Here is a 25,033-nt window from a genome sequence, read left to right as displayed (position 1 = left end):
GGCGACGGTCGCAGCGGCAAACGACCCCGCACCGCCAATGCCTCGTGTTCGTAGTCTTGAGAGGCCCGGTAACAGCGGGGATGGAAACCAAGTCGCTGTACACGCTGCCCAACTTGGGTTCATCCGCACGACTCCACTGGTCACAGCAAACCTAGCGCTACGCAACCACCCGTTCCGATTCCTCTGAATCGTCGTGTCAGTTCGTGCACCACCCGCCGTATCACATGTCAGACAACCCACCCCACCCTCCGCTAAACTCCCGCCATGCCCCCAGCACGGCCACCCCTCCCCCGCGATCGCGGCGGTCTACCCGCGCGGCTGGAGGAAGTGTGGCGGGAGTCTGCGCAGTCTGGGTCACCGATGCCGGGCGAGCCGGCGCTGGCCGAGCGGCTGGCCGCCTCCCGGCCAGCGGTGCGGGAGGCGCTGGTCCGACTCGAGGAACGCGGCTATATCCGTCGACGGCAAGGCGCCGACACGGTGATCAACCGCCGCATGCTCGACGTCTCGGCCCGCATCGACGAGCAGATCGACCGGGCTGAGCTCATCGCATCGACCGGGCGGCGGGCATCGATGGTTGTGGTGGAAAGCCGGATCGACGGTGCCACACCCGACGAAACCGAACAGTATGAGCTGAGCGAGGACACACGGGTGCTGCGCACCACCAAGGTGTGGTTCGCCGACGACCTCCCGGTCATCCGCGCCAACGACTCGATCGTCCTGCCCGCCTCCGCGCCCGCCGACATCGACGCGACCAAGCCGGTGTTCGACATCGCGGCTCAGTTCGGGGTCGGCGCCACCGAATGGGAGATCGTCTACCCGTCGGCCACGTCGGTGTCGGCGCGTGACGCCGGCCTACTCGACATCGAAGAAGGCAAACCGGCTCTCACCATGGAAGTTGTAGGGGTGAGCCGTGCCGGACTCACCGCGTACTGGGCCTCCGAGCTCCACGCGACCAACGCGTTTCAGCACACCATGATCCGGCTCGTCCGCCGCTGATCAGCTCACAACGCGACCAGCATCGGCGCCAGATGGGGCCACACGTCCGACGCAAACAACTCCAGCGATCGCCGGGTGCACTCCGCGGGCAGGCGCGGGAACTGCACCAGCAGATCCAGTCGATCCACGCCCGTGACATCGAGGTACTCCGACAACTGCTCGGCCACCTGCTCGGGAGTGCCGAGGATGACATTGGCCTGATACAGCCACTCATCGATGGTTCGTGGTTGCTCCGGCAACAGCCCGGCGGCGATCGCCTCCCGCGTGTACCGGCCGTCCGGACCGGCGATCATCACGCTGTACACCTCGAACGCCTCCTCGAACTCGGCCCAGGCACGCTCCCGCGACTCGGCCACATAGACGGCGCGCACCCCACGCACCCGCCCCAACCCGCTGGCCTCCCGGTAGCACCGGATGTGTTCGGCCTGCGCCCGCGCATTCTCGGCCTGCCCCACCACAAAGTTCAGTCCGTTACGCGCCGCGTGCACCACTGACGCCTCGTCCCGGCATGCCGCCCACAGGTTGTCGCGCACCCGACCACCATCGTCGAACGTGATCCGCGGCAGCCCGTCGGACACCTCCCCGTCGAGCAGCTGCAGGATCTCGTCGATTCGGTCACGGAAGATCTCTTGCCGGCGTAGCCGTTCGTCGCCGGCGTATCCGGTGCCCTGCCCCACCCCGAAGTCGGCACGCCCACCCGACAGCAGGTCGAGCATGCACATCTCCTCGGCGGCGCGGGTAGCGCTCACATCCGGCAGCACCTTCACTCCGGTACCGAACCGCATGCGCGGGATCTCGGCGGCCGCTCTGGTCAGCAGCATCTCCGGGTGTGAGATCCGCCCATAGAAGCTGCGGCCCTGCGGAACGAAATGATGCTCGCCGACCCACACCGCATCGAACCCGAGATCGGCGGCCAACCGGAAATCGTCCAGCGCCCGGTCCACCAGTGCCGCGGTCGACACATCGGGGGTCTCCCACATCTGATACAGCAGCCCCACCGGCAGGGATTGGCTCATGAGTGCGGCTCCTCGACCACGACCAGCTCCACCCCGTCGAAGGAATGACTCTGGTGATCAACACGATTCGTGTCATCGAGTTCCAGGTTGAAGAAACTCATCTGGTCATCGTCGAAGAACGGGCCGGCATGCCAGGTTCCCCGATGCATGAGCACCACCACGTCACCGGGCACCCGAAACGCCGCCACCTGCTCGATCGACGGCCGCATATCGGGGTCGTCGGCATCGCCGGGCGGAGCAACGGCGAGAATCCATTCCGCACCGCCGACCGCCGCCAATGCCTGGGTCACCCGGCGGTGACGGGTCACTGACGTGAACCGCGCCGGCCGATCCCGCAGGGACATCACATAGAACCGAGGAGTGCCATTGCTCAGGTCGAGCAGACGCTCCCCGGGCTGCGGCGCATCACCGTCGGGCACCCCGGACAGCACCGCACCGAACGGCGCGAACGCCTCGTCGGTCAAGGTCTGAACAGGAATCTGTCGCATCGACGACACAACGGGACTCATGGCCACCTCCCAGCAGATTGTCGTGGCGGCGACGCTAGCACATGTCAGACATGTTGTACCGATTCGTCATGTGTGTGAAACATTCGCGGTGCAGTCTGTGGACATGAGTAGCAGTATCGACTGTTCCGTTCCCCCGATCGATCAGACCAATTCGACTCTGATGCAGGCATTCTGGCGCTACGAGTCGGCGCTGATGGCCAACGACGTGGCGGAACTCGACAACTTGTTCTGGCACGACGAGCGCACGATCCGCGCCGACCATTCCGCCGTCCTTATCGGACACGACGAGATCGCCCGGTTCCGCGCCGCCCGCACACAGGGGGCGCCGGCCCGCACCATCACCGCGGTCCATGTCCGCGAACTCGCCGACGACACCGCTCTCATCCTCACCGAAACCTGCCGCCCCAACGGGGCACGTGGCCTCCAAACGCAGGCGTGGCAACTCACCCCGGACGGCTGGAGAGTGACCTATGCGCACGTCAGCGCCGGACCGCCGCGCGATACCACCGTGTGGCGCAAGGTCGGAGCACCGTTGGTACCGGCCACGGGTGACGGCGAACTGAATGGACTGACGGTGGCGGTCAAAGACCTGTTCGCCATCGCCGGGGAATCGATCGGCGGTGGCACACCCCACTACCTGGCGCAGGCGCCGATCGAGTCGGCACACGCGGTCGCAGTCAACGCTCTCGTTTCTCACGGGGCCACCGTCACCGGACTCGCTCACACCGATGAACTCGCCTACAGCCTCGGCGGCGTCAACTCGCACTACGGCACACCCCCGAACCCGGCCGCACCCGAACGCATTCCCGGCGGGTCGAGCAGCGGCCCCTCGGTCGCGGTCTCCTCCGGCGAAGTAGATCTCGGCCTCGGCACCGACACCGCCGGATCGATCCGAGTACCCGCCTCCTACCAGGGAATCTGGGGATACCGGCCCAGTCACGGCGCCATCGACACCACCGGTGTCCTGCCGTTGGCGCCGTCATTCGACACCGTCGGGCTCCTGGCGCGTGACATCGACACGCTGTCCCGCGGAATCGACGTTCTGGTTGCGCCGCAGGAGTGGGAGCAGGTCACCGATGTCATCATCGACCCCAGTCTGCTCGGCTACGCGGAGCCCGAAGTGGCGCAGGCATTCTGGCAGGCAGTTCGGCTTGTTGGTCAGGATGTCCCTGTCTCGTTCCGCAATGTCGTCGACGGTCGGCTCGATGACTGGTTCCGTACCTTCCGCACAGTGCAGGCCTACGAGGCGTGGGAGAGCCACGGCGATTTCCTCACCGCGCATCCCGACGCAGTGACCGCCGATGTCGCCGAGAGGTTCCGGGCGGCGTCGATGGTGACCTCGGACGATGCCCGGCGGGCGCGGCGGGTAATCGAGGAGGCGCGTGAGCGGCTTGCGGGTGCGCTGCCCGGTAGTTCGGTGTTGTTGCTGCCGAGCAGTTCGAGTCCGGCGCCGCATCGCTCGGGCGGTTCGGCTGAGCGCGCGCGTACGGCAACGCTGCATCTCACCTGCCTGGCGAGCCTGTCGGGCCGGCCGGCGATCTCAGCTCCGTGTTTGACCGCGGAGGATGCTCCGGTGGGGTTGTGTGCGGTTGGGGCGGTCGGGGGTGATGGTGCGTTGGTGTCGTTTGCTCGGTCTTGGTTGGGTTTTCGGATCTGAGCTGCGTTCCGCGGAACGGCCCGTACCGGTTGGTGCGGGCCGTTTTTCGTGGCCTGAGGAGGGCCGGAGCGATAGCGGAGGGCCGTCTTCCCCGATCCCTGAGGAGGGCCGGAGCGATAGCGGAGGGACGTCACGAAGGGTCGGCCCTTCGTGACGCATCGCTCGTTCCTCGCGAGGCTCCTCAGGGACCGGGTGGGTGGCGGTGGTTTCGATACGCCACTCACTACGTTCGCGGAGGGCCGTCACGAAGGGTCGGCCCTTCGTGACGCTCGCAAGCTCGCTCCTCAGGGACCGATTGGACGCTCGCAAGCTCGCTCCTCAGGGACCGAAGGGACGCTCGCAAGCTCGCTCCTCAGGGACCGATTGGACGCTCGCAAGCTCGCTCCTCAGGGACCGATTGGACGCTCGCAAGCTCGCTCCTGAGGACCGGAGGGGAAGTCCTTGCGTTACATCTACATTTCGCGCGTCAAAGACATGTTGCAGCATCGTTCTCCGGCGCGCGACCCAAGCGCACCCCGCCATACGATGTGTTCATCAGATGGTCCGACCAATCAGTCCAAGGGGATCGCGTGACAGAACTGCCGCAGTTGACGGGATTCGTCCGTCGGTCGACGTCGATCGGCGACGAGATCGTCGCGCATTTCGAACGGCTGATCTCCACCGGCGAACTCCAGCCCGGTACCCGGCTGCCATCTGAACGGGAACTGGCTGCGTCGCTGAATGTTTCGCGCACCTCCCTGCGAGAAGCGATGCACGAGCTCGAGGTCAAGAACATGGTGGCTCGGCGCCCGGGTCGCGGCACCATCGTCACCGAACCCACCGCCCGCGCCAACGACCTCTACGAACGCATCTCAGAGGCCGAGCGAACGCTGCGTGACGTGGCCGAGCTGCGGGAGACGATCGAGCCGCGGTTCGCGGAACTGGCGGCGCGTCGGATCACCGACTCCACCCTGATCGCGCTCGAAACCGTCCTCGAGCGAACGAAACTTCCGCTCACCCAGGAAGAATCGATCGAGCAGGACATCGCGTTCCACATGCTGGTTGCGCAGGCCTCACAGAACCGTCTGCTCGTGGCGCTGGGAACGCTGGCCAACGAGTGGACCGCCTCCACCCGGGCGCTGTCGCATGCTGACTCGCCCTCGCGCCGCCTGTCCCATGAGGGACACCACCGGATCTACCTCTGCCTGCAGCAGCGTGATCCCGAGGCCGCGAGACAAGCCATGTTGCAGCATCTTTCCGAGGTTGCCGACATGACTCGCTCACACCACCCGTCGTTCTGATCAACGTCGATCATCGTCATCCATCCATCACACACAGAAGGTTTCCCCATGGAATCAGCACGTCCTCGTCGGCGGCTCTTGCGCGTCGCGGTTGCCGTCGTCGCATCCGCCCTCGCGCTCGGCACCGCAGCCTGCGGCTCCGACTCCGGCTCCTCGTCTGACGCGAGCGGTGCCACCACGATGACCGTGGTCCTGCCCTGGTACGCCGATCCGGAAGGCGGCGGCTACTACGCCGCGCAGACCGAGAACCTCTACAAGGACGCCGATCTCGACGTCACCCTGCAGCCCGGTGGACCGCAGGTGTCGGCCACACAGCTGGTCGCCTCCGGCCGTGCGCAGATCGGCCACACCGACGCCGCCGGCATCGTGCAGGCACAGCAGGAGGGCATCCCCGTCGTCGCGATCGCGGCGCTGTACCAGGACAACCCGGTGGGCATCCTGTCGCACAAGGATCAGAACATCACCTCGTTCGACGCGATGAAGGGCCACACTCTGGTCAGCCAGGCCGGCGCGCTCTACCCGGTCTGGCTCGACAAGGAACTCGGGGTGCCGCTGAAGACCATGCAGTACCAGGGGTCCATCGCCAACTTCCTCAAGGACCCGACGCTGCTGCAGCAGGGCTGGCCCACCAACGAGGTGCGCCAAGCCGAGGAAGCCGGTGTGCCGGTGAACTTCATGCCGTACTCGGCGTCGGGATTCAACCCGTACAACGACGTCGTCTTCACCTCCAAGAAGTACTTCGACGAGCACAAAACCGAGCTGAAGGCGTTCCTCGACGCCAGCATCAACGGCTGGCACGACTACATGTCCGACGTGAAGGTGGCCACCGACGCCAACAACGCGATCCTCAAGGCCAACAGCGAACAGTCGAACGAGTCCGTCTGGTACGCCTGGGACGCCCAGCGCAAGTATGTCGTCTCCGGTGACGGTGCCAAGCAGCTCGGCGCCATGACCGAAGCGCGCTGGTCCACCCTGATCGATCAGCTCAAGAAGCTGGATCAGATCTCCAAGCCGGTCACCACGGGCGATCTCTACGACGCCAGCCTGCTGCCGACGGTCGCTGCGCCGACCGATCTGCCGGCACCGCCGTCCGGCCAGAACTGATCCGCAGAACCGACCAAGGCTAGGAAACCCCTCATGAGAACGGTATTCACCGGAGGCGCGATCATCGTCGACGCCTTCACCGAGATGCCGTCGGGTTTCGTCGTCGTCGACGACGGTGTGATCACCGACGTCGGCGACGGCGAAGCCGCCCGAGAACTGTGCGCCACCGCCGACCGCGTCGTCGACACGACCGGACACCTGGTGATGCCGGGCTTCATCAACGCCCACTGCCATCTGTTCCAATCGATGCTCCGCGGCGTCAGCACCACACACTGCCTGGAAGACTGGCTGGCCCACGACATCTGGCCGTATACCGGGCGCATGGAGCCCGAGGATTTCTACCTCGCGGCCACCGCCGGACTGCTGGAGAACCTGCGCTCCGGCGTCACCACGGTGCTGGAGAACCAGTACGTCCACCACCATCCCGAGAACTCCGATCATGTGGCCCGCGCGTTCCGCGACATCGGCATCCGCGGCCTCATCGCGCGCGGCGGTGTCGACATGGACGCCAGCGGTACGCGTACTTCACGGCTAGAGACCGTCGACGAGTATCTGGACAACCTCGCCGGATTCGTATCGGCGTGGGATGGCGCGGCGGCCGGGCGGATTCGTTGCGAAGCCGCCATCCAGACCACCTGGCTCGCGTCGGCCGAACTGTGCGACCGGGTGGGCGGCTACCTCGCCGACACCGGCATCGGCCTGCACGCGCACTGCGCGGAAACCCAGACCAGCGTGGAGTCCACCGTGGCAAGTCACGGCCTGCGCGAGGTCGACTACTTCCGCGACCACGGACTCGTCACCCCGCGAACACAACTCGTCCACTGCGTGTGGCTCGAACCCGACGAACGCGAACTGATCGCCGAACTCGGCGCCACCGTGGTGACCTGCCCGACGTCGAACGCCTACCTCGCGTCGGGCCCGGCACCCATCTCCGACCTGCGTGCGCTCGAGGTGCCGGTCGCGATCGGCTGCGACGGACCCGGAAGCAACAACGGCCAGAACATGTTCGAGGCCATCAAGTGGTCGGTGCTGTCCGACCGGCTGCGCACCCTGGATGCGGGTCGGCTCAGTGAGGTCGACGCCCTGGACATGGCCTGGCGCGGCGGCGCACGTGCCGTCGGCCTGGACGACACGATCGGTGCCGTGCGTGCGGGCTATCGCGCCGACCTGGTGACCGTTGACGTCGAGTCACCCGGCTACTCGGGTTCGTCGACGTTGCGACGGGGACTGGTGTTCGCCGGCTCCCCCGCCGACGTCGCCGATGTGTGGGTCGACGGCACCCAGGTCGTCGGCGGCGGTGAGGTCCTCACCGCCGATCGACACGACATCCACCGGTCGATGCGTACACGTCGCGCATCGATCGTCCACCACGATGACATGGCGGTGAGATCATGACGATGACCATGGCGGAGAATCTCGTCTCCTTCGACGCTGCGGACAAGGTGTACGGCAACGGTTTCCGGGCACTGGCCCCGATTGACCTATCGGTGCGGCGCGGCGAGATCACCGTGCTGGTCGGTCCGTCCGGCTGCGGCAAGACCACCCTGCTGCGGATGGCGGCCGGGCTCACCGAACCCACCTCGGGCTCGATGACCCGCGACACCGAACGCATGTCGTACGTCTTCCAGGACCCCACCCTGCTCGCCTGGCGCAGCGTGCAGGCCAACGTGGAGGTGATCGCGAAACTCCAGAAGGTGCCGCGCAAGGAACGTCGCGAACGCGCCGAACAGGCCATCAAGATGGTGGGGCTCGACGGCTTCCAGAAATCGTTCCCGCGTGAACTCTCCGGCGGCATGAAGATGCGCACCTCGCTGGCCCGGTCGGTCACCAGCGACCCCGAACTGCTGCTGATGGACGAACCCTTCGCCGCCCTCGACGAATTCAACCGCGAGAAGATGGGTGCCGAACTGCTGCGGCTCTGGCGGGAGAAGCAGTTCAGCGTCCTGTTCATCACCCACTCGATCTACGAGGCGTGCACCCTCGGCCACCAGATCGCGATCATGAACACCGGACCCGGCCACGTCGTCGAGGTCATCAAGTCGCCCAGCCCACCATCACTGGACCCGGAGTCCGAACGCGACGAGGCCGCGTTACGGGCGCTGCAACAACAGATCTCCATCATGCTTGGGAGCTTCCGCGAATGACTGTCATCGATTCCCCATCCCTGCTGACCAAGATCGTCAAGCCCAAGACCGCCGGCACCATCGAAGCCCGCCGTTCCGTGAAGGGGCGGCTGCTGCAGGTCGGTCCCCCGGTGGGCGCGTTCATCCTCGGTATCACGCTGTGGCAGCTGATCATCGCCCTCTTCGACATCCCGTCCTACATGCTGCCGTCGCCGAAGACGCTGGTGCAGACGATGTGGGAGGAGCGGACTTCGATCTGGCAGCCCACCTGGGTGACCGTGCAGGAGTCGTATCTTGCGTTCCTGGTGGCCACCGTCGCGGGCGTGGCCGTCGCGTTGGTGATGGCCCGATGGCGGATCACCGAACGCGGGTTCTACCCGTATCTGATCGTGCTGCAGACCATTCCGATCGTCGCGATCGCGCCGCTGTTCGTGGTGTGGATCGGTCCCGGGCAGACCACCAACATGCTGGTGGGCGCGATGATCGCGCTGTTCCCGGTGGCCGCCAACGCACTGCACGGCCTGAAGTCGATCGACCGGAACCTGGTGCAGCTGTACTCGATGGCCGGCGCACCGCCGCGGGTGACGTTGTTCTCGCTGCGACTGCCGGGTGCGTCGCCGTCGATCCTGACCGGCATGCGTATTGCCGCCGGCGCGTCGGTGATCGGTGCGATCGTCGGTGAGTTCGTCGCCGGTGTGGGCGGCGGCGAGGGCGGACTCGGCTACATCATCACCCAGAGCGCCGTCCAACTCCGCACGCCGCAGCTGTTTGTCGCGGTGGTGATGGCCAGCGTGGTCTCCCTGGTGCTGTTCGGCTTCGTGGTCCTGCTCGAACGCGTATTGCTCTCCCGCTGGCACGAATCCGCCCTGCCCGACGACGAGTGAGGAACTCTTCATGACACGGATCTTTCATCTGGCGCACCTGACCACCACCGACGTCGAGGCGATCGACAAATCAGATGCCGTGGTGGTGCAGCCGATCGGCGCCGTCGAACAGCACGGACCGCATCTGCCGCTGATCACCGACGCCATGCACGCCGAGGTGATCACCGCGGCCGCCGTCGAGAGCCTGCCCGACGACTGCAACGTGTGGGTGCTGCCGACCCTGCACTACGGCAAGTCCACCGAGCATCTCGGACGGTCGGGCACCATCGCGATGTCGGCGGCCACCCTGATGGCCGTCTGCATGGACCTGGGTGAATCTCTGGCCGCCAGCGGTTTCCGCAAACTCGTCTTCGTCAACGGACACGGCGGGCAACCCGGTCTGCTCGATGTGGTGGCCCGCGACATCCGCCACCAGACCGGGCTGGAGGTGTTCCCGGTGATGCCGATGCGTTTCCCCACGCCCCCGGAGGTGGATCGCAGCCAGGACGACTTCGACATCCACGGCGGCTACGGCGAGACGTCGATCATGATGGCGATCGCCCCCGAACTCGTCCACCACGAGCGCGCATTCGCCGACGGTCAGGCCGTCGCCGCCGAGTTCGCCAAGTACAAGCACCTCACCCTCGAGGGTGTGCTGCCCACCGCATGGCTCACCGACGATGTCTCGGCATCCGGCACCGTCGGCGACCCGACCAATGCCAGCGCCGACGTCGGGAAGGCCATCCTCGCGTCCGCGGCCGAGCAGCTCGCCGTATCGCTGCTGGAGGTGCGCTCGTTCAGCTTTCCCGCCCGGACCCGGTCATGACCCGCAACCTGTGGTCGCTGTCCCCGGGTCACGCCGATCTGCGTCGGCCGGCGCTGCCCGAACGCCCGGTGGTGCTGGACGCCGAACCGACGCCGGTCACCATCGATCTCACGCGGGCCGCGATGATCGTCGTCGACATGCAGAACGACTTCGTCACCGAAGGCGGCTGGCTGCACGGGATCGGTGTGGACGTCTCGGGCGCGGCCGGTGCGGTGGATGCGCTCACTGCCGGGCTTCCCACGGTGCGTGGCGCCGACGTCCCGGTGATCTGGGTGAACTGGGGCAACCGGCTCGACAAGGCAAACCTCCCACCCGGCGTGCTGCACGTCTATGACCCCGACGGCACCGGCGGCGGCATCGGCGACACCGCTGCACAGTCCGAGGCGGTTCTGACCCGCGGAAGCTGGGGCGCCGCCGTCACCTCCGAACTCAAATCCGAGGCTTCCGACATCTTCGTCGACAAGTACCGCATGAGCGGCTTCCTCGACACCGAGCTCGACTCGGTGCTGCGCAACCTGCGCGTCGACACCCTGTTGTTCGCCGGCGTCAACGCAGACCAGTGCGTGTATGCGACGTTGGTCGACGCCGCCTGCCTGGGCTATGACGTGATCATGCTGGAAGACGCCGTCGCCACCACGTCCCCGTCGTACTGCATGGACGCCACCGTCTACAACGTTCGCCAATGCTATGGATTCACGGCGCATCTGGATGCGCTGGTCGCCAGAATCGAGGAATCATGAGTTCCGCCCCCGTCCTGCACGACGTCGCCGACCTGACCGCCTACAAGATCAGCCCCGACGACACGGTGGTCCTGATGGTGTTGTCCGGGCCGTCGACGTCCGGGTCGTCGACGACGGTGTGCTTCGAGATCTGGGAGCCGGGCGGCTCACAGCCCGACAATTCGCATCCGGAGTCGACCGAGACGTTCGTCGTGCTGCGTGGTGAGGGTGTCGCGCACAGCGACGACCACGTCGTGGACCTGAGAGCCGGATCGGTGATCGTGCTGCCGTCCGGGTCGGTCCATCACATCGCGAACACGTCGGCGACCGACAAGATGTACACCATCACGGTCATGGAAAACGACGGTGGTTTCGAGGATCTCATCCTGCGCGGCACTCCCGTGGATCTGACCGCCGAGGACGTCGCTGTGCTGGCGGCGTCGCATCTGAACGGAACTGCTGCACCGTGAAAACCACCACCGCCGACGACGCCGTCGGCACCCATCACCTCACCTCCACGCCCGACACCATTCTGTGGGGCGAGCTGCCGTGCACCGACGATGCGCCCGTGGCTGCGATGACGCCGGGCGAGACGATCACCATCGACACCGTCAGCCATGAGGGCATCCTGCCCGACCAGGGGAGCGACCCGCGAGAGTTCTTCGCACGGTTCGGGGTTCCCGCGCGGGACGTGCTGCCCGATGCGGTCGAGATCGCCGCGTCCGGGCTGCGGTACGGCGACGTGGGACCCCACGTGGTGACCGGACCGATCGGGGTGCGCGGCGCCCAACCCGGTGATCTGCTGGCGGTCTCGATGGTCGACTTCGAACGCCGCGCCGACTATGGGATCGTGTCGTCGCGTCACGGCCGCGGTGCGCTGCCCGAGAGCTTCCCCACCGGCGAGGTGAGCAGTGTGTTCTGCAAAGCGGAGGGCGATCTCGGGCTGCTGCCGCTGGCGCAGGACGAGTCGGCGTATGCGGGGTCGGCACGTTCGATCCGCTTCCCGCTCAAGCCGTTCCTGGGGATCGTCGGGGTGGCGGCCGCAGGATCGGTTCGTCCCAACTCCATCCCACCGGGACTCTACGGTGGCAACCTCGACATCACACATCTCGGCGTGGGCGCGACGTTGTATCTGCCGGTGCAGGTTCCGGATGCGCTGCTTTACGTCGGCGACCCGCACTACGCCCAGGGTGACGGCGAGGTCGCATTGACCGCGTTCGAGGCCCCACTGCGCGCGACCCTGCAGGTGGAGGTGATTCCCGGTGGTGCGCACGCCGCGAACGGGCGTCCCTTCGCCGAGACCGCCGACCTGCTGATCAGCATCGGCCTCGACGCCGACCTCGACGAGGCGTGCCGCGAGAGTGTTCGGGCCGCACTCGACCTTCTGTCCCACCGCTACGATGTGCCCCACGACCTGGCGTACGCCTACCTCAGTGCGGCGGGCGATGTGCGGATCTCCCAGGTGGTCGATCAGGTGAAGGGATGTCACACGGTGATCCGCAAGGCCGACTTCCGCGAGTGGTCATGAGCGACAGCTGGTTTGCCCTGCGCGACTATGGTTCCGGCGTTCATCTGATCGCGGAGCCCGGGCATGTGAACAGCTACCTGATCGTCGGTGACGAGCGTGCGCTGCTCTTCGACACGGGATTGGGCATCGGCAACATCCACGACGTGGTGCGCGGCATCACCGATCTGCCGCTGGTCGTAATCAATTCGCATCACCATTACGACCATCGCGGCGGCAACCAGCACGTCGACGCCGACGAGTTCCTGTGTCACCGGTCGGGGATGGAATTGTACGGGGAGGTGCCTGCGGAGGTTCTCGAGGCTCACGCGGCGTCGGCGCAGCGATTGCTGGCTGCTTACACGCAGTTTCGCGAGCTCGACAAGGTCAAGTTCTTCCTCAGCCCCGATGACCTCACCATGCGGCCACTCCCCGATCTGGCGGAGTGGGCGATTCCCGCGACCCCGCCGACCCGCGGCCTCGACCACGGCGACGTCATCGACCTCGGCAACCGTCGCCTGACCGTGCTACACACCCCAGGTCACGTGCCCGACTCGCTGTGTCTGTGGGAAGCCGAGACCGGTTTCCTGTTCTGCGGGGACACCCTGCTGACCACCACCTATTGGGCGCATCTGGACGACAGCGACGTCTCGGTGTTCGCGCAGTCGCTGGCCTCGCTGGCCGAGCTGCCGGTGGCGAAGGCGTTCGTCGGCCACAATCTGGTCGCCGACGTCGACCGCGGATTCATCGCACGGGTGGCCGAGGCGTTCGCCCGGGTGGCGCGATGCCCGGAGTCCGGTGAGGTGGTCGACGGGCCGCAGGGCGCTCCGGTGCGGCGGACGGACGGGCCGGGGTTTGCGATCTTGAGTCGGGTGTGAGGGGCAGGCTTCCGCAAATACACGGGGAACTGTCAAATACACGCAATGCATCGCGTGTATTTGACAGTTCCCCGTGTAATGGGCGTGGCACCGCAACAGCTTCGCGTTCCGCTGGGGATGCATCGGTGAGCGCTCCCCCGATCGTGCGCCACATTGCCGACTCCCACCACGCTCGCAACCATCAGCGTCTGCAGCGCAACGATTCCGAGGCGGCGCCGCTCAGCGAGCCTCACGCACCGCCGAAGCGCCGGAGTTGCCGGAGCATGTGCGCGCGCACGTCGTCGATGATCTGATTACGCCGGTCGTCGGTGATCCAGCCACCCCGCGCCTCGATCTCGGCGTCGATCGCCTCGTCCACCCGCCGGCGGAACTCGGCGTTGCGGGCATGCTCGTCGGCGGCCCACCGGCGAAGGTCGGCGAGTTCGTCGCCGGTACGTCCGGGATCAGGCTCGGGTTCCGTTTTGGGAGAAGTGAACTCGACCGAGGGGAACTCGATGTTGCGGGCCCGTGCCGTGGCCGTGCCGAGGTCGCCCATCGCAGACTCGAGCTTGCGGAATGCGGCGTCGAAGCCTTCCGGGCTTGTCACAGGTGTCTCACCACCCCAGAGCCTTCAGGACCTTCTCGGTCTGCGGGATGGCCGCCTTGCACGGATTGACCGCCGCACCAACAGATCCGTCAACCGACACAGACAGGAGGAATCCCTCCGGTGTCTTGGGAGTCTGGACCATTGCGCGGCACCTCGCGATGTCCTCCTCGGTCTGCCGGTACATCGTGCCGTCGCGCATGGCGTACTTTCCAGAAACCGTGTTGTCCAAGAGGATATCGACGTCGAACGGCTTGGTCACCGCCATCGCGAGCGACCCGTAGCCCTCGCTCAGCGGCCACGTGCAGCCCGGCAGCCCATTGTCGTCGGTCGGTGTCGGCCGGTCACCGACGTCGCCCTCGGCCAACGGTGCGATGTCCTGCTGAGTGAGGATCGCGCAGAATTGTTGTGCCGTCAGGTCTGTCGGGTTTTGTTCCGGTCTCTCGGCCCAGTTGGTCGCCACACTCGACGTCGCGGCGCTGACCGTCACAGGGCCTTGCGTGCTCGAGGACACCTGCCCGCCATCTGCCGCGTCCTCGCCGCATGCACCGAGAAGCAACACCGTCGCCACCACCGCGCACGTCGCCGGGAACTTGATCAGATTCTTCACGGCGCGTCCTCCCAAAGCTGTCCATTGGCACCCGAATCGTAGCCAGTGGTCGGTGTCGCACCGACTCGTCCCACCTGGGATGCCGTTCCTACGTCTTCGACGAGCTGTGTCTTGTCCTGGACGTCGCCGACAAAATCGGTGAAGGGCTTGAGCTCGTCCTTGACTTTGTCCTCGGCTCGTCCGCGAGCGAAACCGAGAGGGTCGTGGCAGAACTCTATGAACGTCTTCAGCGCATCGATGGCGGTCTGAAGTTCCTGGATCATGTCGTTGACCGTGGTCGCCACCTCATACAGCAGACGTGTCACCTCTGCGACGGCGGCAGCTGTCCCGCACCAGGCACCACCTTCGCGGCCAGCTTGAGGATGCCTTCGAAGCTGTCCACCTTGATCAGCCGGGACAGCCCTTTCTTGACGAGCTCGATGATCGCCTTGGCGGCCTCTTGCAGTTTGTCCGCAGCCATACTGAGCCCACGGTCGAGCAGCCGACCGACGGAGCCCTCCCAGTTGAGGCCTCGCACCATCGCGATGTTGTAGTTCGTGAATGCGATGGCCGCCTTGCCGTTCCAGTGCGAATCGACCTCATTGTGTCCACTGGTCAGATCCCCGGCGATGGTGTCGAAGGCGGTCCCGGATTTTCCGTACGTCCTCCCGATGCGCTTGAGTTCCATCCAGTTACCGGCGACCGGTTCCAGCGCCTCCTGAATCGGGCTCCAGCCGGTCAGATTCTCGATCGCACGGTCGGCATCACCCAGCCACCCGGCGGTTTCCTGGATGATCCCATCCCAGTCCACGTCCTCCGGCGGCGGCGCCGCGACGTCCACCGATCGCGGCGCAGTCAACGTGCGCGCGCCGGGAAAGTCGTCGACAACCGGTTTCGGAAGGTAGAACTCGAGCGGCGACGGGAAAGGATTGGGATTGTGCGCGTCCGTGCGGGTGTGCGCGATCCCCAGCGCCGCGTTGTGGTCGGTGCTCGTGTAGTTCCACGCCGCTTGTTTGAGATTCACGCCGGTACCGACCAAGGCCGGATCGAGCGTGCCCTGACGCTTGACGGTCGCGTCACGCAAGGTGTCGACAGGGCCTTTGAGGCCACTCATAAGACCCTTGAACTCACCGGTCGACCCGGCGTGGCCGCTGACCAACTGCACCGTTTTCTGCAGGTTCCCGTTCAACGCCAGAACGTAGTTTCCCAACCCGCTGATCCACTCCGGATCAGCCCTGAGCTTCTCGCCCACTCCCCCCGAGCCCCCTCGCAGTCCCCTCAGTGTCCCCAGACGCCGACGACTGTAACAGGATGATCGCCGAGCGGCTTTGCGGCCCAAAGTGGATACGAAAGTGCGGCGATGGCCGATCTGATCGTCGACACGTTGCGCGGGTGACGTTGCGGGTGCGGGGCCGCTGTGGCGGACCGTGTCGGAGTTCGTTCGTAACCTGACCGCATGAATACGCCGTCCTGGGACGAACTGGTCGACCGCAACATTGCCGCCGAGCGCACGTCGTTCTCCGGCCACCTCAGCGTGATCGTGCATGATCACGGGATCTCTTTCGAAGAGCGGTTCACCTTCTGGCACCACGCCGGCTGTTGGCGCATCGAAAGCGACGGCGAGACGCTCTATGTCGCAGGCGCCGACGGACCGCCCGTTGTCTACTTCGACGGCAAGATGCGTCGCCAGTACCCCGGACACTTCAGAATGTGGATCGGCACGTCATTCGAACCGCTCGATCTGCTCGGCCGCGACTCCCTTCTCGACGACATACCTTCCGACATGTGCGCCGCGGGGCCCTGTACCGCGACCGACGTCGGTGGTCGGTCGGCGTGGTCGGCATCGCTTGCACCGCTCGGTGGCGGCGATCCGATCGAGCTCGCCTTCGACGATGCCACCGGGCTGATCGTGCGTTTCGCCAGTGAGGGCGAAGTGGTATTCGAGGTCACGGACCTCGTCGGACGCGACGACTTCCCCGGCGACCTCTTCCGCTGGGAGGGCCCTGTCGCCGCCGACGACGATCTCGACGAGGAAGTGGAAGACCCTCTGCGCCAGAACGAAATCCAGATCGAGATCCTCGAGGGCATAGTCGCTGCGCTCGATCATCCGGATGAGGTCACGCAGATCATGGCCACGATTTCCGACTCTGCCGAGAAGCTCAACGCACTCACGAAGCGGTTCGACATCACCGAACTCGGCGCCCACGCCGCGATGAACCCGCATTTTCGGCACTACAGCGTCGGCGATACGCGTGCCATGCGCGACGAACTCGAGTTCCGGAAGAGCAAGAGGCCCGCGTAAGCAGTGACGAGCTGTCGTCGTGCAGAACGTGACGAATGCCGTCCGCCTACGATGACCCCGTGGACGCGAGCGGTCAATCGGAGATCTCGCGTGCAGTGACGCAACGATTCAGTCGCCGCAGCGCGTTTCGCTTGGCACTGATCGGCGCCGGCACCCTCACCCTCGCCGCCTGCGGCCCCGACTCCCCGTCGACGCCTACCCCGCAGGGCCAAAAGTGGGGTGCCTTCATCCCTTCCGTGACGCCGCTCCCTGGATCGCCGACGTCCCCACTCGATCAGCTCTCCACTCTCGCCGGCGCGAAACCCACCTACGTGCACAGGTTCGTCGCCATCGGCGACGAGCTACCCATCGGTGACCTCGACACCATCGTCGACTTCGGTGCCACTGCCCTGCTCACGCTCGAGCCGTGGAAAGCCGATGAGGGGGTGAACCAACCCCGGTATGCCCTTGCCCGTATCGCTGCCGGCGACTTCGACACTGAGCTGCGCCGCTGGGGCACCAGCATCGCGGCATGGGGCAAACCGCTGCTGCTGCGGTTCGCCCAGGAGATGAACGGCAGCTGGTACCCATGGGCCGTCGGCATCAACGGCAACACCGCCGCCGACTACCGCGCCGCCTGGCAACGAATGCGGTCGGTCCTCACCGATCAGGGTGCCGACAACGTGAAGTTCGTGTGGGCACCCAACGTGCTGACCCTCGGCACCACCGACTTCACCGCCTCCTATCCGGGTCACGACCAGGTCGACTACCTCGCCGTCGACGGCTACAACTGGGGCGACGTCCCCGGACACCGATGGCAGCCCGCTCCGGACCTGTTCCGATCCAGCCTCGACGCGCTCCGTCGGCTCGACGGCGCCCATCCCCTGCTGATCACCGAGGTCGGCTGCGCCGACGGTACGGCACCAGACATGAAGGCGAACTGGATTCGCGACTTCTTCGCCATCGTCGAATACGAACCTCGCGTCGCCGCATTCCTCTGGTTCCAGATGGACAAGGAACGGGACTGGCGATTCAACACCACGACCGCGAGCACCGAGGCGTTTCGGAGCTCGCTGACGGCGTCGGCCTGATCGGCTGCCCGCCTGCTGGGGAGTGAGGTACGCGACACGTGCCCAACCCACGGCCGCCGTGCCATCGTCTGTCGATGGGGCGACATCGCAGCTCTGCGCCACTTCTGCGAAAGATCTTGCGCGATCTCAACATCTGCTGAGAAGCGAGACCGTCGCGAGTCGTCGATGCACTACGGCAAACAGACAAATAGGCTGTGTAACGGGACACACGGGGCGACTGTGAGAAAGCGAGACGGGTCGTGACACGAAAGAGAGAGCCCCAGGGTGAACGTCGGCGCAGGCTCGGCGACGCCGCGGTCGAGGTCATCGCGGCAAACGGGCTGCGCGCCCTGACCCATCGGGCGGTCGACGAAGCTTCCGGCCTGCCGGTCGGTTCGGTGAATTACTACGCATCCACCCGGACCAGACTTCTCGCCCTCGCGCTGGAAACCGTGCACGCGAAGCTGATGGAAGTGGCCGTCCAATCATTCGGTCCCTTGCTGGGCCCGGGACCGCACGAGCAGAAACTCGTGGTCGAGTGCGCCACCGACTTCGTCGACACGGCCCGCACCGATGCGCGCAAGGTGGTGGTCGCGCGCCACATGCTGATGGTCGAGGCGCAGTTCTATCCCGAGCTCGGTGAGCTGGCCGACGCCCACCGGACCCAACTCATCGAGCTCTCGGTGGCGGTCGGTGAACCGTTTCATCCGGCACGGCCCGATGAGGCCGCGACCATCGTCGTGGCGCTGATGGACGGACTGCTGCAACAGCTGGTGATGACCAATGACGACACCTTCTCCCGGCCGATGATCCGCCTCGCGATGTCGCGGATCTGCAACATCGGCAGCGAGTCGTCCCGGGTCACGGGACCGGCGCATCCGAGTGCACCCAACTGCTCGTCGACCACGGCGAACTCGCACGCCTGATCTGCACGACTTCGGGTTCCGGACAGACCGAGGCACCGCGCGCCACAGGGAGTTCAGGCCTTTAGCGCACGGTGCCTCGTAGTCCGGTCTTCGCCGTGGCGCTCCCATGGGGAGGGGGGAATCCTCACGCGAGCGACCCCGACGTCCATTGGTCCGACTCGGACTACAACCGAGGCTAACAACGCACCCGACTCGGGACACCTTATCGCGTTCCGCGGAACGTTCGGGAGGCATCATCGCAGGTCACAGGCGCGCGCGCACTAAACATTGGTTGAGATGAGCGCGGCGGCCGCAGCGCTGCCGAACGTTCCGCGGAACGCGGATTGTCGGTGGCCAGCGATAATTTGGTCGGTAACCGTTTCACACATCTCAGGGGGTCCTGATGTCGGTTACTCCATTGCCATCCTCCAAGCTGCACTCAGATGATGAGGTGCGCAGCATCTTCGACAGTGCCGAGGTGGGCGATCTGTCCACCGACGAGATCGGTACTCGACTCATCGGGTATGCCAGCCAGATGGCAGCACTGACCGCTCGATTTCTCGAACTCCTGGCGGAGTTCGATCGCCGCGCCGGCTGGGGTGGCGAGGGCATCATGTCCTGCGCCCACTGGTTGTCCTGGCGCACCGGACTTTCCGTCAGGACCGCCCAAGACCACCTGCGGGTGGCGCACGCATTGCCCGAGCTTCCCGGTATCCGCGCGGCATTTGGCGACGGGCGCCTGTCCTATTCGAAGGTGCGTGCACTCACTCGCGTCGCCACGCCCGACCGCGACGAAGAACTGCTGAACATCGCCCTCTGCTCGACTGCTTCTCAGGTCGAATACCTCGTCCGGTCCATCCGCAATGTCGATCGCCGCAAGGACGAGTCCGACCGCGGTGCCATCGATTCCAGCAGTTCGTGGCGGTGGAATCTCGATGGATCTCTCTCGGTCAATCTGCGGCTCTCACCGCTCGACGGCGGGCGTTTCCTGGCCGGCGTAGTGCGCGCGGAGTACGAGCGCACACGCACGGCCGGCGACCCCGATGTCACCGCCGCACCCGAATCCGTCGATACGGATACTGACGGCGCTGCGAAGCCCATCGACGACATCACCTCTGCAGACCTGTGGCGGAACGTTCCGTCGGACATCGCACCCGCCGTCGTCGCGATGGGCGACACGATGCAGAACGTGATCGACGTCCCCGAGTTCGTGCCGGGCGCGGAGGTCGTCATACACACCCACGACGATGCCGACCCGCACCTCGACGGCGGACCGGCCCTCGACGATGCCGACGTCGACGAGGCCACCTGTGGCGGCGCCACGCGCAAGGTGAAACGCGGTAAGCGCGGAGTGGTGCTCAAGTACGGCCGCAAGCGCCGCATGCCGACGCGCATGCTGATGCGCGTCCTCTTCGAGCGCGACCGGTGCTGTCAGCATCCCGGCTGCGGCCGCACCGGCCACCTACACGCCCACCATGTGCAGTTTTGGTCGCAAGACGGCCCGACCGATCCCGACAACCTGATCCTGCTCTGTTCCGCCCATCATCGGGCGCTACACCGGGGAGCGTTCTCGATCCGCGCCCACGGCGATCAGCAGTTCACCTTTCATCGACCCGACGGTTCGACCATCGAGCGAGCACCCACGATTCAGGCACCCGACGAGTGGCAACCCGACGCTGGGATCGACAACGCAGCGGTGCATCCGAGAAACGGCGGCCGTCACCTCAACGCCGTCTACACGACCGAGGTTCTGTACGCGGTGTGGGCGTGGAAGGCGCGCCAGCAGCAGGAGATGGAGGAGCCGGTCGCGGCGTGACGTTCCGCGGAACGTCGGCTCACCGCTCGAACGGCGCCCGATAGGGCCGCCGATCATGCTGTGTCGCTTCGATCCGGCGATGGACACTCGTGTGCAGAACATCATCGGGGCGCACCACCCGTGTCCGCCATCCGCCCGCGAGACGCCAGGCCCGCTTGTTGGGCTCGATGACCCCCAGCGCCAGGTCATCGGGAAGCGGATCGCCGAACTTCACCCCGAGCACACGGCGATAGGCCCGCTCGTCGATGTGGATGCCGGCGGCATCTGCCTCGCCGATCATCCAGGCAAGGGTGATGTCGGGCAGCCGGCTGTCCTCGCGGCACTGCCCACCGATGTCTCCGTGCACACCGGCGAACCACACCTCTTGAACATCTCGCCCGCTCAGCGACTCTCCGGAGAAGCGGTACTCGGCGAACGGTCGTCGCCGTTCGTCGATCGCCAGTGCGTGGCGTGCCGTCTGCACATTGTCGATGTTGGCCGTGAACGGCCAGCGTGCCACCTCGAACCGGGCACGAAGATTGAGCCAGCCCACCGACTTCACCGTGTCCCACACCCCTAGGAAGCGGATCTGTTTCGTCTTCCGGAACGGCACCGGGAAGTCCGGATTACCGAACTTGACGCGAAAATCGTTGCGCAGCTTCCAGAACTCCTTGACGGGGTCAGGGGTAGCCGGATCCGGATCGCTGATGGAATCGCTGTCCGGCCCGGAGCGGGTGTAGAGCTTGAGCGCATATGGGACGAGATTGAGAGCGTCGGCATGGAGCAGGCCGACGGTACGCAGCATCCCGGTGAGCGCCCGGGCGGTGTAGGCGCCGCGCGAGAAACCGAACACATAAATCTGGTCACCGGGTCGATAGCGTTGGCACAACCAGCTGTAGGCCTCCTCGATGTTGTCGCGGATGCCGTAGCCGGCAACCATCCCGGCAAACCGTGTCGCCGCCCTGCCGGTTTGCGTCACCGCTGCCCGCGAACCCATCGTGCCCACACCCGGGTCGTAGTACACCAATTGGTGCTCGTCTTTGACGCAGACGTCGAACAGCCGTGCCACGTTGGTGAATCCGGTCTCCGGCTCATTCGTGGTGCCGTCCAGACAGATCACCAGATTTCGTGCTGCGACATCGTTGTCGTCGGTCAAGGGTCTTCCTCTCGAGAGCGATGTTCATTCAATCAGATCCCAGACGTGCGGCGGGTCGATAAGTAGCCGACGGTCGACTGGCCGCGTGCGCGACAGGTCACCGCTGCGGGTGATCCGCCACATTGCACCTTTTGTGCGATAGCAAACCAGATGATCCGCTTGTAGCGTTCACCCATGAGTTCTCCGTGGACCTCCGGCGCTCGCTAGCGAACGGGGCAGCCTTGTCCGACAGCGATCCGAGTGGTGCCGCAGGTTCGGGCGGTCGCCTCGAACTCGATTGGATGACATGGCGTCCCGGATCTGAACAAGACGGGAGTTCCACCGCGACGGTCAGCGCCGACCATGATTCATCGGCAACGACGGAGCGCATCACCACGCCGGTCGACAGCCCGACCACGTCGCGCTCGACGCCTCGGGTGTTTGTGCCGCGGCCCATCAAGACACCGACGCCGACCACGCCGCTGTCGTCGGCAGAGCCGACCGAACCAGCGTCGAGCCCGGTCCACCCATGGGTGACCACTGATGCAGGGCCAGACCCCTACCCACCGCCATACCCCGGTCCCGTGGTGCCCCCGTCGTGGCCGAGTCCACCGCCGCAGCCGAGCAACCGTGGGCCGATCATCGCCGGCGCCCTGGTCGTCGTGCTGCTGCTCGCCATCGGCGCCGTGGCGTTGGTGCTGACCAACAGATATCTCGACGAGCAGAGCACGGGCACGCAGTCCGACGCGGCCCCGGCCACCGTGACCCCGTGCACCACGGCACCCACGCTGCAGGCACAGCAGCTGTCCGTCACGCCTGCCGGCCTGACGGTGACGATGACCGGCACCAGCCCTTGCGCCACCGGTGACATCCTGTCGAGCTCCGACACTCAGATCACGGTGTCGTCTCCGTCCGGGCTGGTGGCGTCCGGTTCCTTCGACCTCTCGAGCGCACCGATCGCGATCCCACCCTCGACATCGGCCGGGCGGCAGATCATCGTGAGCTTCCCGTCGGGCAGCTACTACCAGTTGCCGGATACGTTGACCGCCGCCGAGACGAGCAGCCTTGCGCTGAGCATCAATTCGGCGGGCACGGGCAGTACCACGCAGATGTCGGGAGCCTCGACGTCGGCACCCGTCGCGGTGACCGCCGCGCTCCCGTATGTACCTGCGGGCGCCGACCTCGACGCCGTGGCCGCGCAGTCGCTGCGCGCGCAGGTCGGCGTCGACCGTGCGCAGATCCTCGCGGGCTCCAACAATCAGTGGGTCGCCCAACTGAGTTCGAAGAAGCCGGGACTCGTCGCGGACGGCAAGGTCTGGACCAACCAGGACATCCTCGACGAGTTCACCGCATTCGATCAACGATTCTCCGGGACACGGTTGCTGTGGAGTGATGACTGGCCCGTCTTCAGCTCCCCCGGGTGGTGGGTGACCATCACGACCCAGACCTTCCCCAGCCCGTCGGCGGCGGTGAGCTGGTGCGGGCAGCAAGGATTCGACCGCGATCACTGCCTCGGAAAGCTCATCAGCAACACCGCACCTCCCGAGGGTTCCACTGTCTACCTGCCGTAAACCACCATGGAAGGACGTCGATGACGACCGCAACCCAACCAGCTCTCGTCGCAGGTGAAATGGTCCGATACCAGGGCCAGTTCTCCCCGCATCTGTTTCTCTCCCACGTGAAGACGACGGTCACCCTCACCGACCGCCGGGTCATCGTGCATCATCCGCACCTGCTGTTCGGCATCTTTCAGCGCGGCTACCTGCAGCACGAGGCTCCGTTGCGGCATGTCTGTCAGGTGTCGACCGGGAATGCGACGTCGACGCGCAAGATTCTGTACGGGGTGTTCCTGCTCTTCGCCGCATTGCTCTGCTTCACCTCGAGCGGCCAGTTCCTGAATCTGAGCGCGATCCCCATACTGCTCGGGGTGATCTTTCTGGCGATGGCCCTGATCATGTTCATCAGCGCCACGGCGACCGGAGTGTTCTTTCGCAGCACCGGCGGCGCGTTGATGATCGCCGAGGGCGCGCGGTCCGAGCTCGCCGAGATCCAGCGGGCGGGTTACGAGATCGGTCGGTTGATCTTCACGTAACAGATCTGTCGACAACGCGTTTCAGGTCTGCGGCCACTCACGGAATCCGTCCTGATCGTCGACCAGTTCATGCTCCGTCGGCGGCTCGGTCAGCTCGATCATGTCTCGCCGCAGCCAGTAGGTGACATCGGGTTCCCAACCCGCGATCACCGACGCCGAACGCTCGTCGTCGCCGATCGGAATGGCTGTTCCGGCCGACGTCAGATACCCGGTCACGGTCAGGTGCACCGCGTCGTACTCGTCGGCCACGGCAAGCCAGTCGGGGATCAGCCAGCGCAGATCCTGCCCCGTCGTCCGGTACCAGTCACCACGTCGAGACTTCGCCACCACCAACGGGAAGTCGGCAACCAGGTTCGCCCAGTCCTGCGGCGAGTCGATCTCATACACGCGTGCGGCACGGTCCACGGTCACCGCCCAGACCTTGGTGCGCGACCACCCCATGTCGTCTTCGACGAGCTCGAGCCCAAGCGCGGCCAGGCCATACCGGGTCGACGTGGTGTGCGGAGCACCGCTGAACACGGGTGTCGACCACCATTCACCGCTCACCCGGCGCCAATCCACCGAGTCGCGCTCCCTCGCCTCGGCGCGCACGGCACGGTCGCGCCATTGCCGAAGATAATCCACACCGGCGTCGAGCTGAGGTAGCTCCCACCAGCCCCGTTGCGGATCGAACCACTGAACCCAGCGCTGTCCGCTGAGATCGACCGGGTCAGACCACCAGTCGACGTACGCCGACCTCCACAGCGCCTCCGCTATCGGCTGCAAAGCCGCGATGACCAACGGGTCGGCGCACAGCACATCGTCATCGTCGGGCGGCTGCCAATACCACGCCCAGTCGGTGACGTCGGCCATCGCCGCACGGATCGCCGACGGCGACAACCGCGCAACAGAGTCGATATCGATGTGGGCCAGATAGTCGACGACCGCCTGCGGTCGTCCCTTCGGCTCGACGAACCTGGAGGACTTCGGATGTCCTACCTGGAGAAGAAATCTCGAAAGCTCTCCATCCTCGATCTGATTGATCAGTTCGACACACAGACGTCGCCCACGGGGCGAGCCCATCAGGTCGGCGGCACGCTTTCTGATCACAATTCGAGGCTACGGAGTG

Annotated in this window: 26 protein-coding genes; 18 read left to right on the top strand and 8 right to left on the bottom strand. The window is 65.7% G+C overall.

Annotated elements, in window-relative coordinates; translation table 11 throughout:
* The first annotated feature begins 264 nt into the window (after positions 1-264).
* Positions 265-996: a GntR family transcriptional regulator gene (locus AC4AMJ_RS02605; RefSeq protein ID WP_489917118.1), complete on the top strand. Its 732-nt coding sequence runs from the start codon at positions 265-267 to the stop codon at positions 994-996.
* Between the two features lie 5 nt (positions 997-1,001).
* Here the strand turns inward: AC4AMJ_RS02605 and AC4AMJ_RS02600 are convergent, their stop codons facing one another.
* Entirely contained in the window at positions 1,002-2,012 is a 1,011-nt protein-coding gene (locus AC4AMJ_RS02600) for an LLM class flavin-dependent oxidoreductase (RefSeq protein WP_489917116.1), read from the bottom strand.
* Positions 2,009-2,521, bottom strand: coding sequence for an ureidoglycolate lyase (locus AC4AMJ_RS02595; protein ID WP_489917114.1), 513 nt, complete (start codon positions 2,519-2,521; stop codon positions 2,009-2,011). The genes AC4AMJ_RS02600 and AC4AMJ_RS02595 overlap by 4 nt, the downstream gene beginning before the upstream one ends.
* A gap of 103 nt (positions 2,522-2,624) precedes the next feature.
* Here AC4AMJ_RS02595 and AC4AMJ_RS02590 point away from each other — a divergent pair, with 103 nt between their 5' ends.
* From AC4AMJ_RS02590 to AC4AMJ_RS02540, 11 genes are all read left to right on the top strand, one after another.
* Positions 2,625-4,178: an AtzH-like domain-containing protein gene (locus AC4AMJ_RS02590; RefSeq protein WP_489917112.1), complete on the top strand. Its 1,554-nt coding sequence runs from the start codon at positions 2,625-2,627 to the stop codon at positions 4,176-4,178.
* 569 nt (positions 4,179-4,747) lie between these two features.
* Positions 4,748-5,458 carry a FadR/GntR family transcriptional regulator gene (locus AC4AMJ_RS02585; protein ID WP_489897134.1) on the top strand — a complete coding sequence of 237 codons (711 nt, stop codon included), beginning with the start codon at positions 4,748-4,750 and terminating at the stop codon, positions 5,456-5,458.
* Between the two features lie 48 nt (positions 5,459-5,506).
* Entirely contained in the window at positions 5,507-6,562 is a 1,056-nt protein-coding gene (locus tag AC4AMJ_RS02580; RefSeq protein ID WP_489917110.1) for an ABC transporter substrate-binding protein, read from the top strand.
* A gap of 33 nt (positions 6,563-6,595) precedes the next feature.
* Positions 6,596-7,957 (top strand): amidohydrolase family protein, encoded by a 1,362-nt coding sequence (locus AC4AMJ_RS02575; protein ID WP_489917108.1) that lies wholly within the window; start codon positions 6,596-6,598, stop codon positions 7,955-7,957.
* Complete coding sequence (locus tag AC4AMJ_RS02570; RefSeq protein ID WP_489897137.1) at positions 7,954-8,706, top strand: ABC transporter ATP-binding protein; 753 nt, start codon at positions 7,954-7,956, stop codon at positions 8,704-8,706. Before AC4AMJ_RS02575 ends, AC4AMJ_RS02570 begins: the two co-directional genes overlap by 4 nt.
* The gene (locus AC4AMJ_RS02565; protein ID WP_489917106.1) at positions 8,703-9,569 is read left to right on the top strand and encodes an ABC transporter permease; all 867 of its coding nucleotides are present in this window, start codon (positions 8,703-8,705) and stop codon (positions 9,567-9,569) included. Before AC4AMJ_RS02570 ends, AC4AMJ_RS02565 begins: the two co-directional genes overlap by 4 nt.
* 10 nt (positions 9,570-9,579) lie before the next feature.
* The gene (locus AC4AMJ_RS02560) at positions 9,580-10,374 is read left to right on the top strand and encodes a creatininase family protein (RefSeq protein WP_489917104.1); all 795 of its coding nucleotides are present in this window, start codon (positions 9,580-9,582) and stop codon (positions 10,372-10,374) included.
* The gene (locus tag AC4AMJ_RS02555) at positions 10,371-11,114 is read left to right on the top strand and encodes a cysteine hydrolase family protein (RefSeq protein ID WP_489917102.1); all 744 of its coding nucleotides are present in this window, start codon (positions 10,371-10,373) and stop codon (positions 11,112-11,114) included. Before AC4AMJ_RS02560 ends, AC4AMJ_RS02555 begins: the two co-directional genes overlap by 4 nt.
* Positions 11,111-11,563 (top strand): cupin domain-containing protein, encoded by a 453-nt coding sequence (locus AC4AMJ_RS02550; protein ID WP_489917100.1) that lies wholly within the window; start codon positions 11,111-11,113, stop codon positions 11,561-11,563. Before AC4AMJ_RS02555 ends, AC4AMJ_RS02550 begins: the two co-directional genes overlap by 4 nt.
* On the top strand, positions 11,560-12,621 hold the full coding sequence (locus tag AC4AMJ_RS02545; protein ID WP_489917098.1) for an acetamidase/formamidase family protein: 1,062 nt from the start codon (positions 11,560-11,562) through the stop codon (positions 12,619-12,621). Before AC4AMJ_RS02550 ends, AC4AMJ_RS02545 begins: the two co-directional genes overlap by 4 nt.
* Positions 12,618-13,475, top strand: coding sequence for an MBL fold metallo-hydrolase (locus AC4AMJ_RS02540; RefSeq protein ID WP_489917096.1), 858 nt, complete (start codon positions 12,618-12,620; stop codon positions 13,473-13,475). The genes AC4AMJ_RS02545 and AC4AMJ_RS02540 overlap by 4 nt, the downstream gene beginning before the upstream one ends.
* A 229-nt stretch (positions 13,476-13,704) precedes the next feature.
* Here the strand turns inward: AC4AMJ_RS02540 and AC4AMJ_RS02535 are convergent, their stop codons facing one another.
* From AC4AMJ_RS02535 to AC4AMJ_RS02520, 4 genes are read right to left on the bottom strand one after another with little or no spacing between them, the layout of a single operon-like run.
* Positions 13,705-14,061, bottom strand: coding sequence for a hypothetical protein (locus AC4AMJ_RS02535; RefSeq protein WP_489917094.1), 357 nt, complete (start codon positions 14,059-14,061; stop codon positions 13,705-13,707).
* 7 nt (positions 14,062-14,068) lie between these two features.
* Positions 14,069-14,668, bottom strand: coding sequence for a DUF3558 family protein (locus tag AC4AMJ_RS02530; protein ID WP_489917092.1), 600 nt, complete (start codon positions 14,666-14,668; stop codon positions 14,069-14,071).
* Complete coding sequence (locus AC4AMJ_RS02525; RefSeq protein ID WP_489897146.1) at positions 14,665-14,952, bottom strand: hypothetical protein; 288 nt, start codon at positions 14,950-14,952, stop codon at positions 14,665-14,667. Before AC4AMJ_RS02525 ends, AC4AMJ_RS02530 begins: the two co-directional genes overlap by 4 nt.
* A gap of 17 nt (positions 14,953-14,969) precedes the next feature.
* The gene (locus AC4AMJ_RS02520) at positions 14,970-15,899 is read right to left on the bottom strand and encodes a hypothetical protein (RefSeq protein ID WP_489897147.1); all 930 of its coding nucleotides are present in this window, start codon (positions 15,897-15,899) and stop codon (positions 14,970-14,972) included.
* A 204-nt stretch (positions 15,900-16,103) separates the two neighbouring features.
* Here AC4AMJ_RS02520 and AC4AMJ_RS02515 point away from each other — a divergent pair, with 204 nt between their 5' ends.
* The 4 genes from AC4AMJ_RS02515 to AC4AMJ_RS02500 all read left to right on the top strand — a co-directional run bounded on the left by AC4AMJ_RS02515 (position 16,104) and on the right by AC4AMJ_RS02500 (position 20,719).
* The gene (locus AC4AMJ_RS02515) at positions 16,104-16,949 is read left to right on the top strand and encodes a hypothetical protein (RefSeq protein WP_489897148.1); all 846 of its coding nucleotides are present in this window, start codon (positions 16,104-16,106) and stop codon (positions 16,947-16,949) included.
* 59 nt (positions 16,950-17,008) lie between these two features.
* Positions 17,009-18,019, top strand: a complete 1,011-nt coding sequence (locus tag AC4AMJ_RS02510; RefSeq protein ID WP_489917090.1) for a glycoside hydrolase family 26 protein — start codon at positions 17,009-17,011, stop codon at positions 18,017-18,019.
* 239 nt (positions 18,020-18,258) lie between these two features.
* Entirely contained in the window at positions 18,259-18,924 is a 666-nt protein-coding gene (locus AC4AMJ_RS02505; RefSeq protein ID WP_489917088.1) for a TetR/AcrR family transcriptional regulator, read from the top strand.
* Positions 18,925-19,306: 382 nt separating this feature from the next.
* Entirely contained in the window at positions 19,307-20,719 is a 1,413-nt protein-coding gene (locus AC4AMJ_RS02500) for an HNH endonuclease (protein ID WP_489917086.1), read from the top strand.
* 19 nt (positions 20,720-20,738) lie between these two features.
* On the opposite strand, the gene AC4AMJ_RS02495 is transcribed toward AC4AMJ_RS02500, so the two are convergent.
* The gene (locus AC4AMJ_RS02495; protein ID WP_489917084.1) at positions 20,739-21,854 is read right to left on the bottom strand and encodes a T6SS phospholipase effector Tle1-like catalytic domain-containing protein; all 1,116 of its coding nucleotides are present in this window, start codon (positions 21,852-21,854) and stop codon (positions 20,739-20,741) included.
* A gap of 563 nt (positions 21,855-22,417) precedes the next feature.
* Between AC4AMJ_RS02495 and AC4AMJ_RS02490 the strand changes: the two genes are divergently transcribed.
* Together AC4AMJ_RS02490 and AC4AMJ_RS02485 are read left to right on the top strand one after the other, a co-directional pair.
* Positions 22,418-23,404 carry a hypothetical protein gene (locus tag AC4AMJ_RS02490; protein WP_489917082.1) on the top strand — a complete coding sequence of 329 codons (987 nt, stop codon included), beginning with the start codon at positions 22,418-22,420 and terminating at the stop codon, positions 23,402-23,404.
* 20 nt (positions 23,405-23,424) lie between these two features.
* Positions 23,425-23,925 (top strand): hypothetical protein, encoded by a 501-nt coding sequence (locus AC4AMJ_RS02485; protein WP_489917080.1) that lies wholly within the window; start codon positions 23,425-23,427, stop codon positions 23,923-23,925.
* Positions 23,926-23,946: 21 nt separating this feature from the next.
* Here AC4AMJ_RS02485 and AC4AMJ_RS02480 read toward each other — a convergent pair whose 3' ends face one another.
* A complete protein-coding gene (locus AC4AMJ_RS02480) occupies positions 23,947-25,014 on the bottom strand; it encodes a hypothetical protein (protein ID WP_489917078.1) in 1,068 nt (355 codons plus the stop codon).
* Between the last annotated feature and the right edge of the window lie 19 nt (positions 25,015-25,033).

The sequence above is a fragment of the Gordonia sp. LMA484 genome (assembly GCF_058129505.1).
The sequence above is the reverse complement of the archived record's forward strand: the minus strand, read 5'-3'. Positions and strand labels throughout refer to the sequence as shown.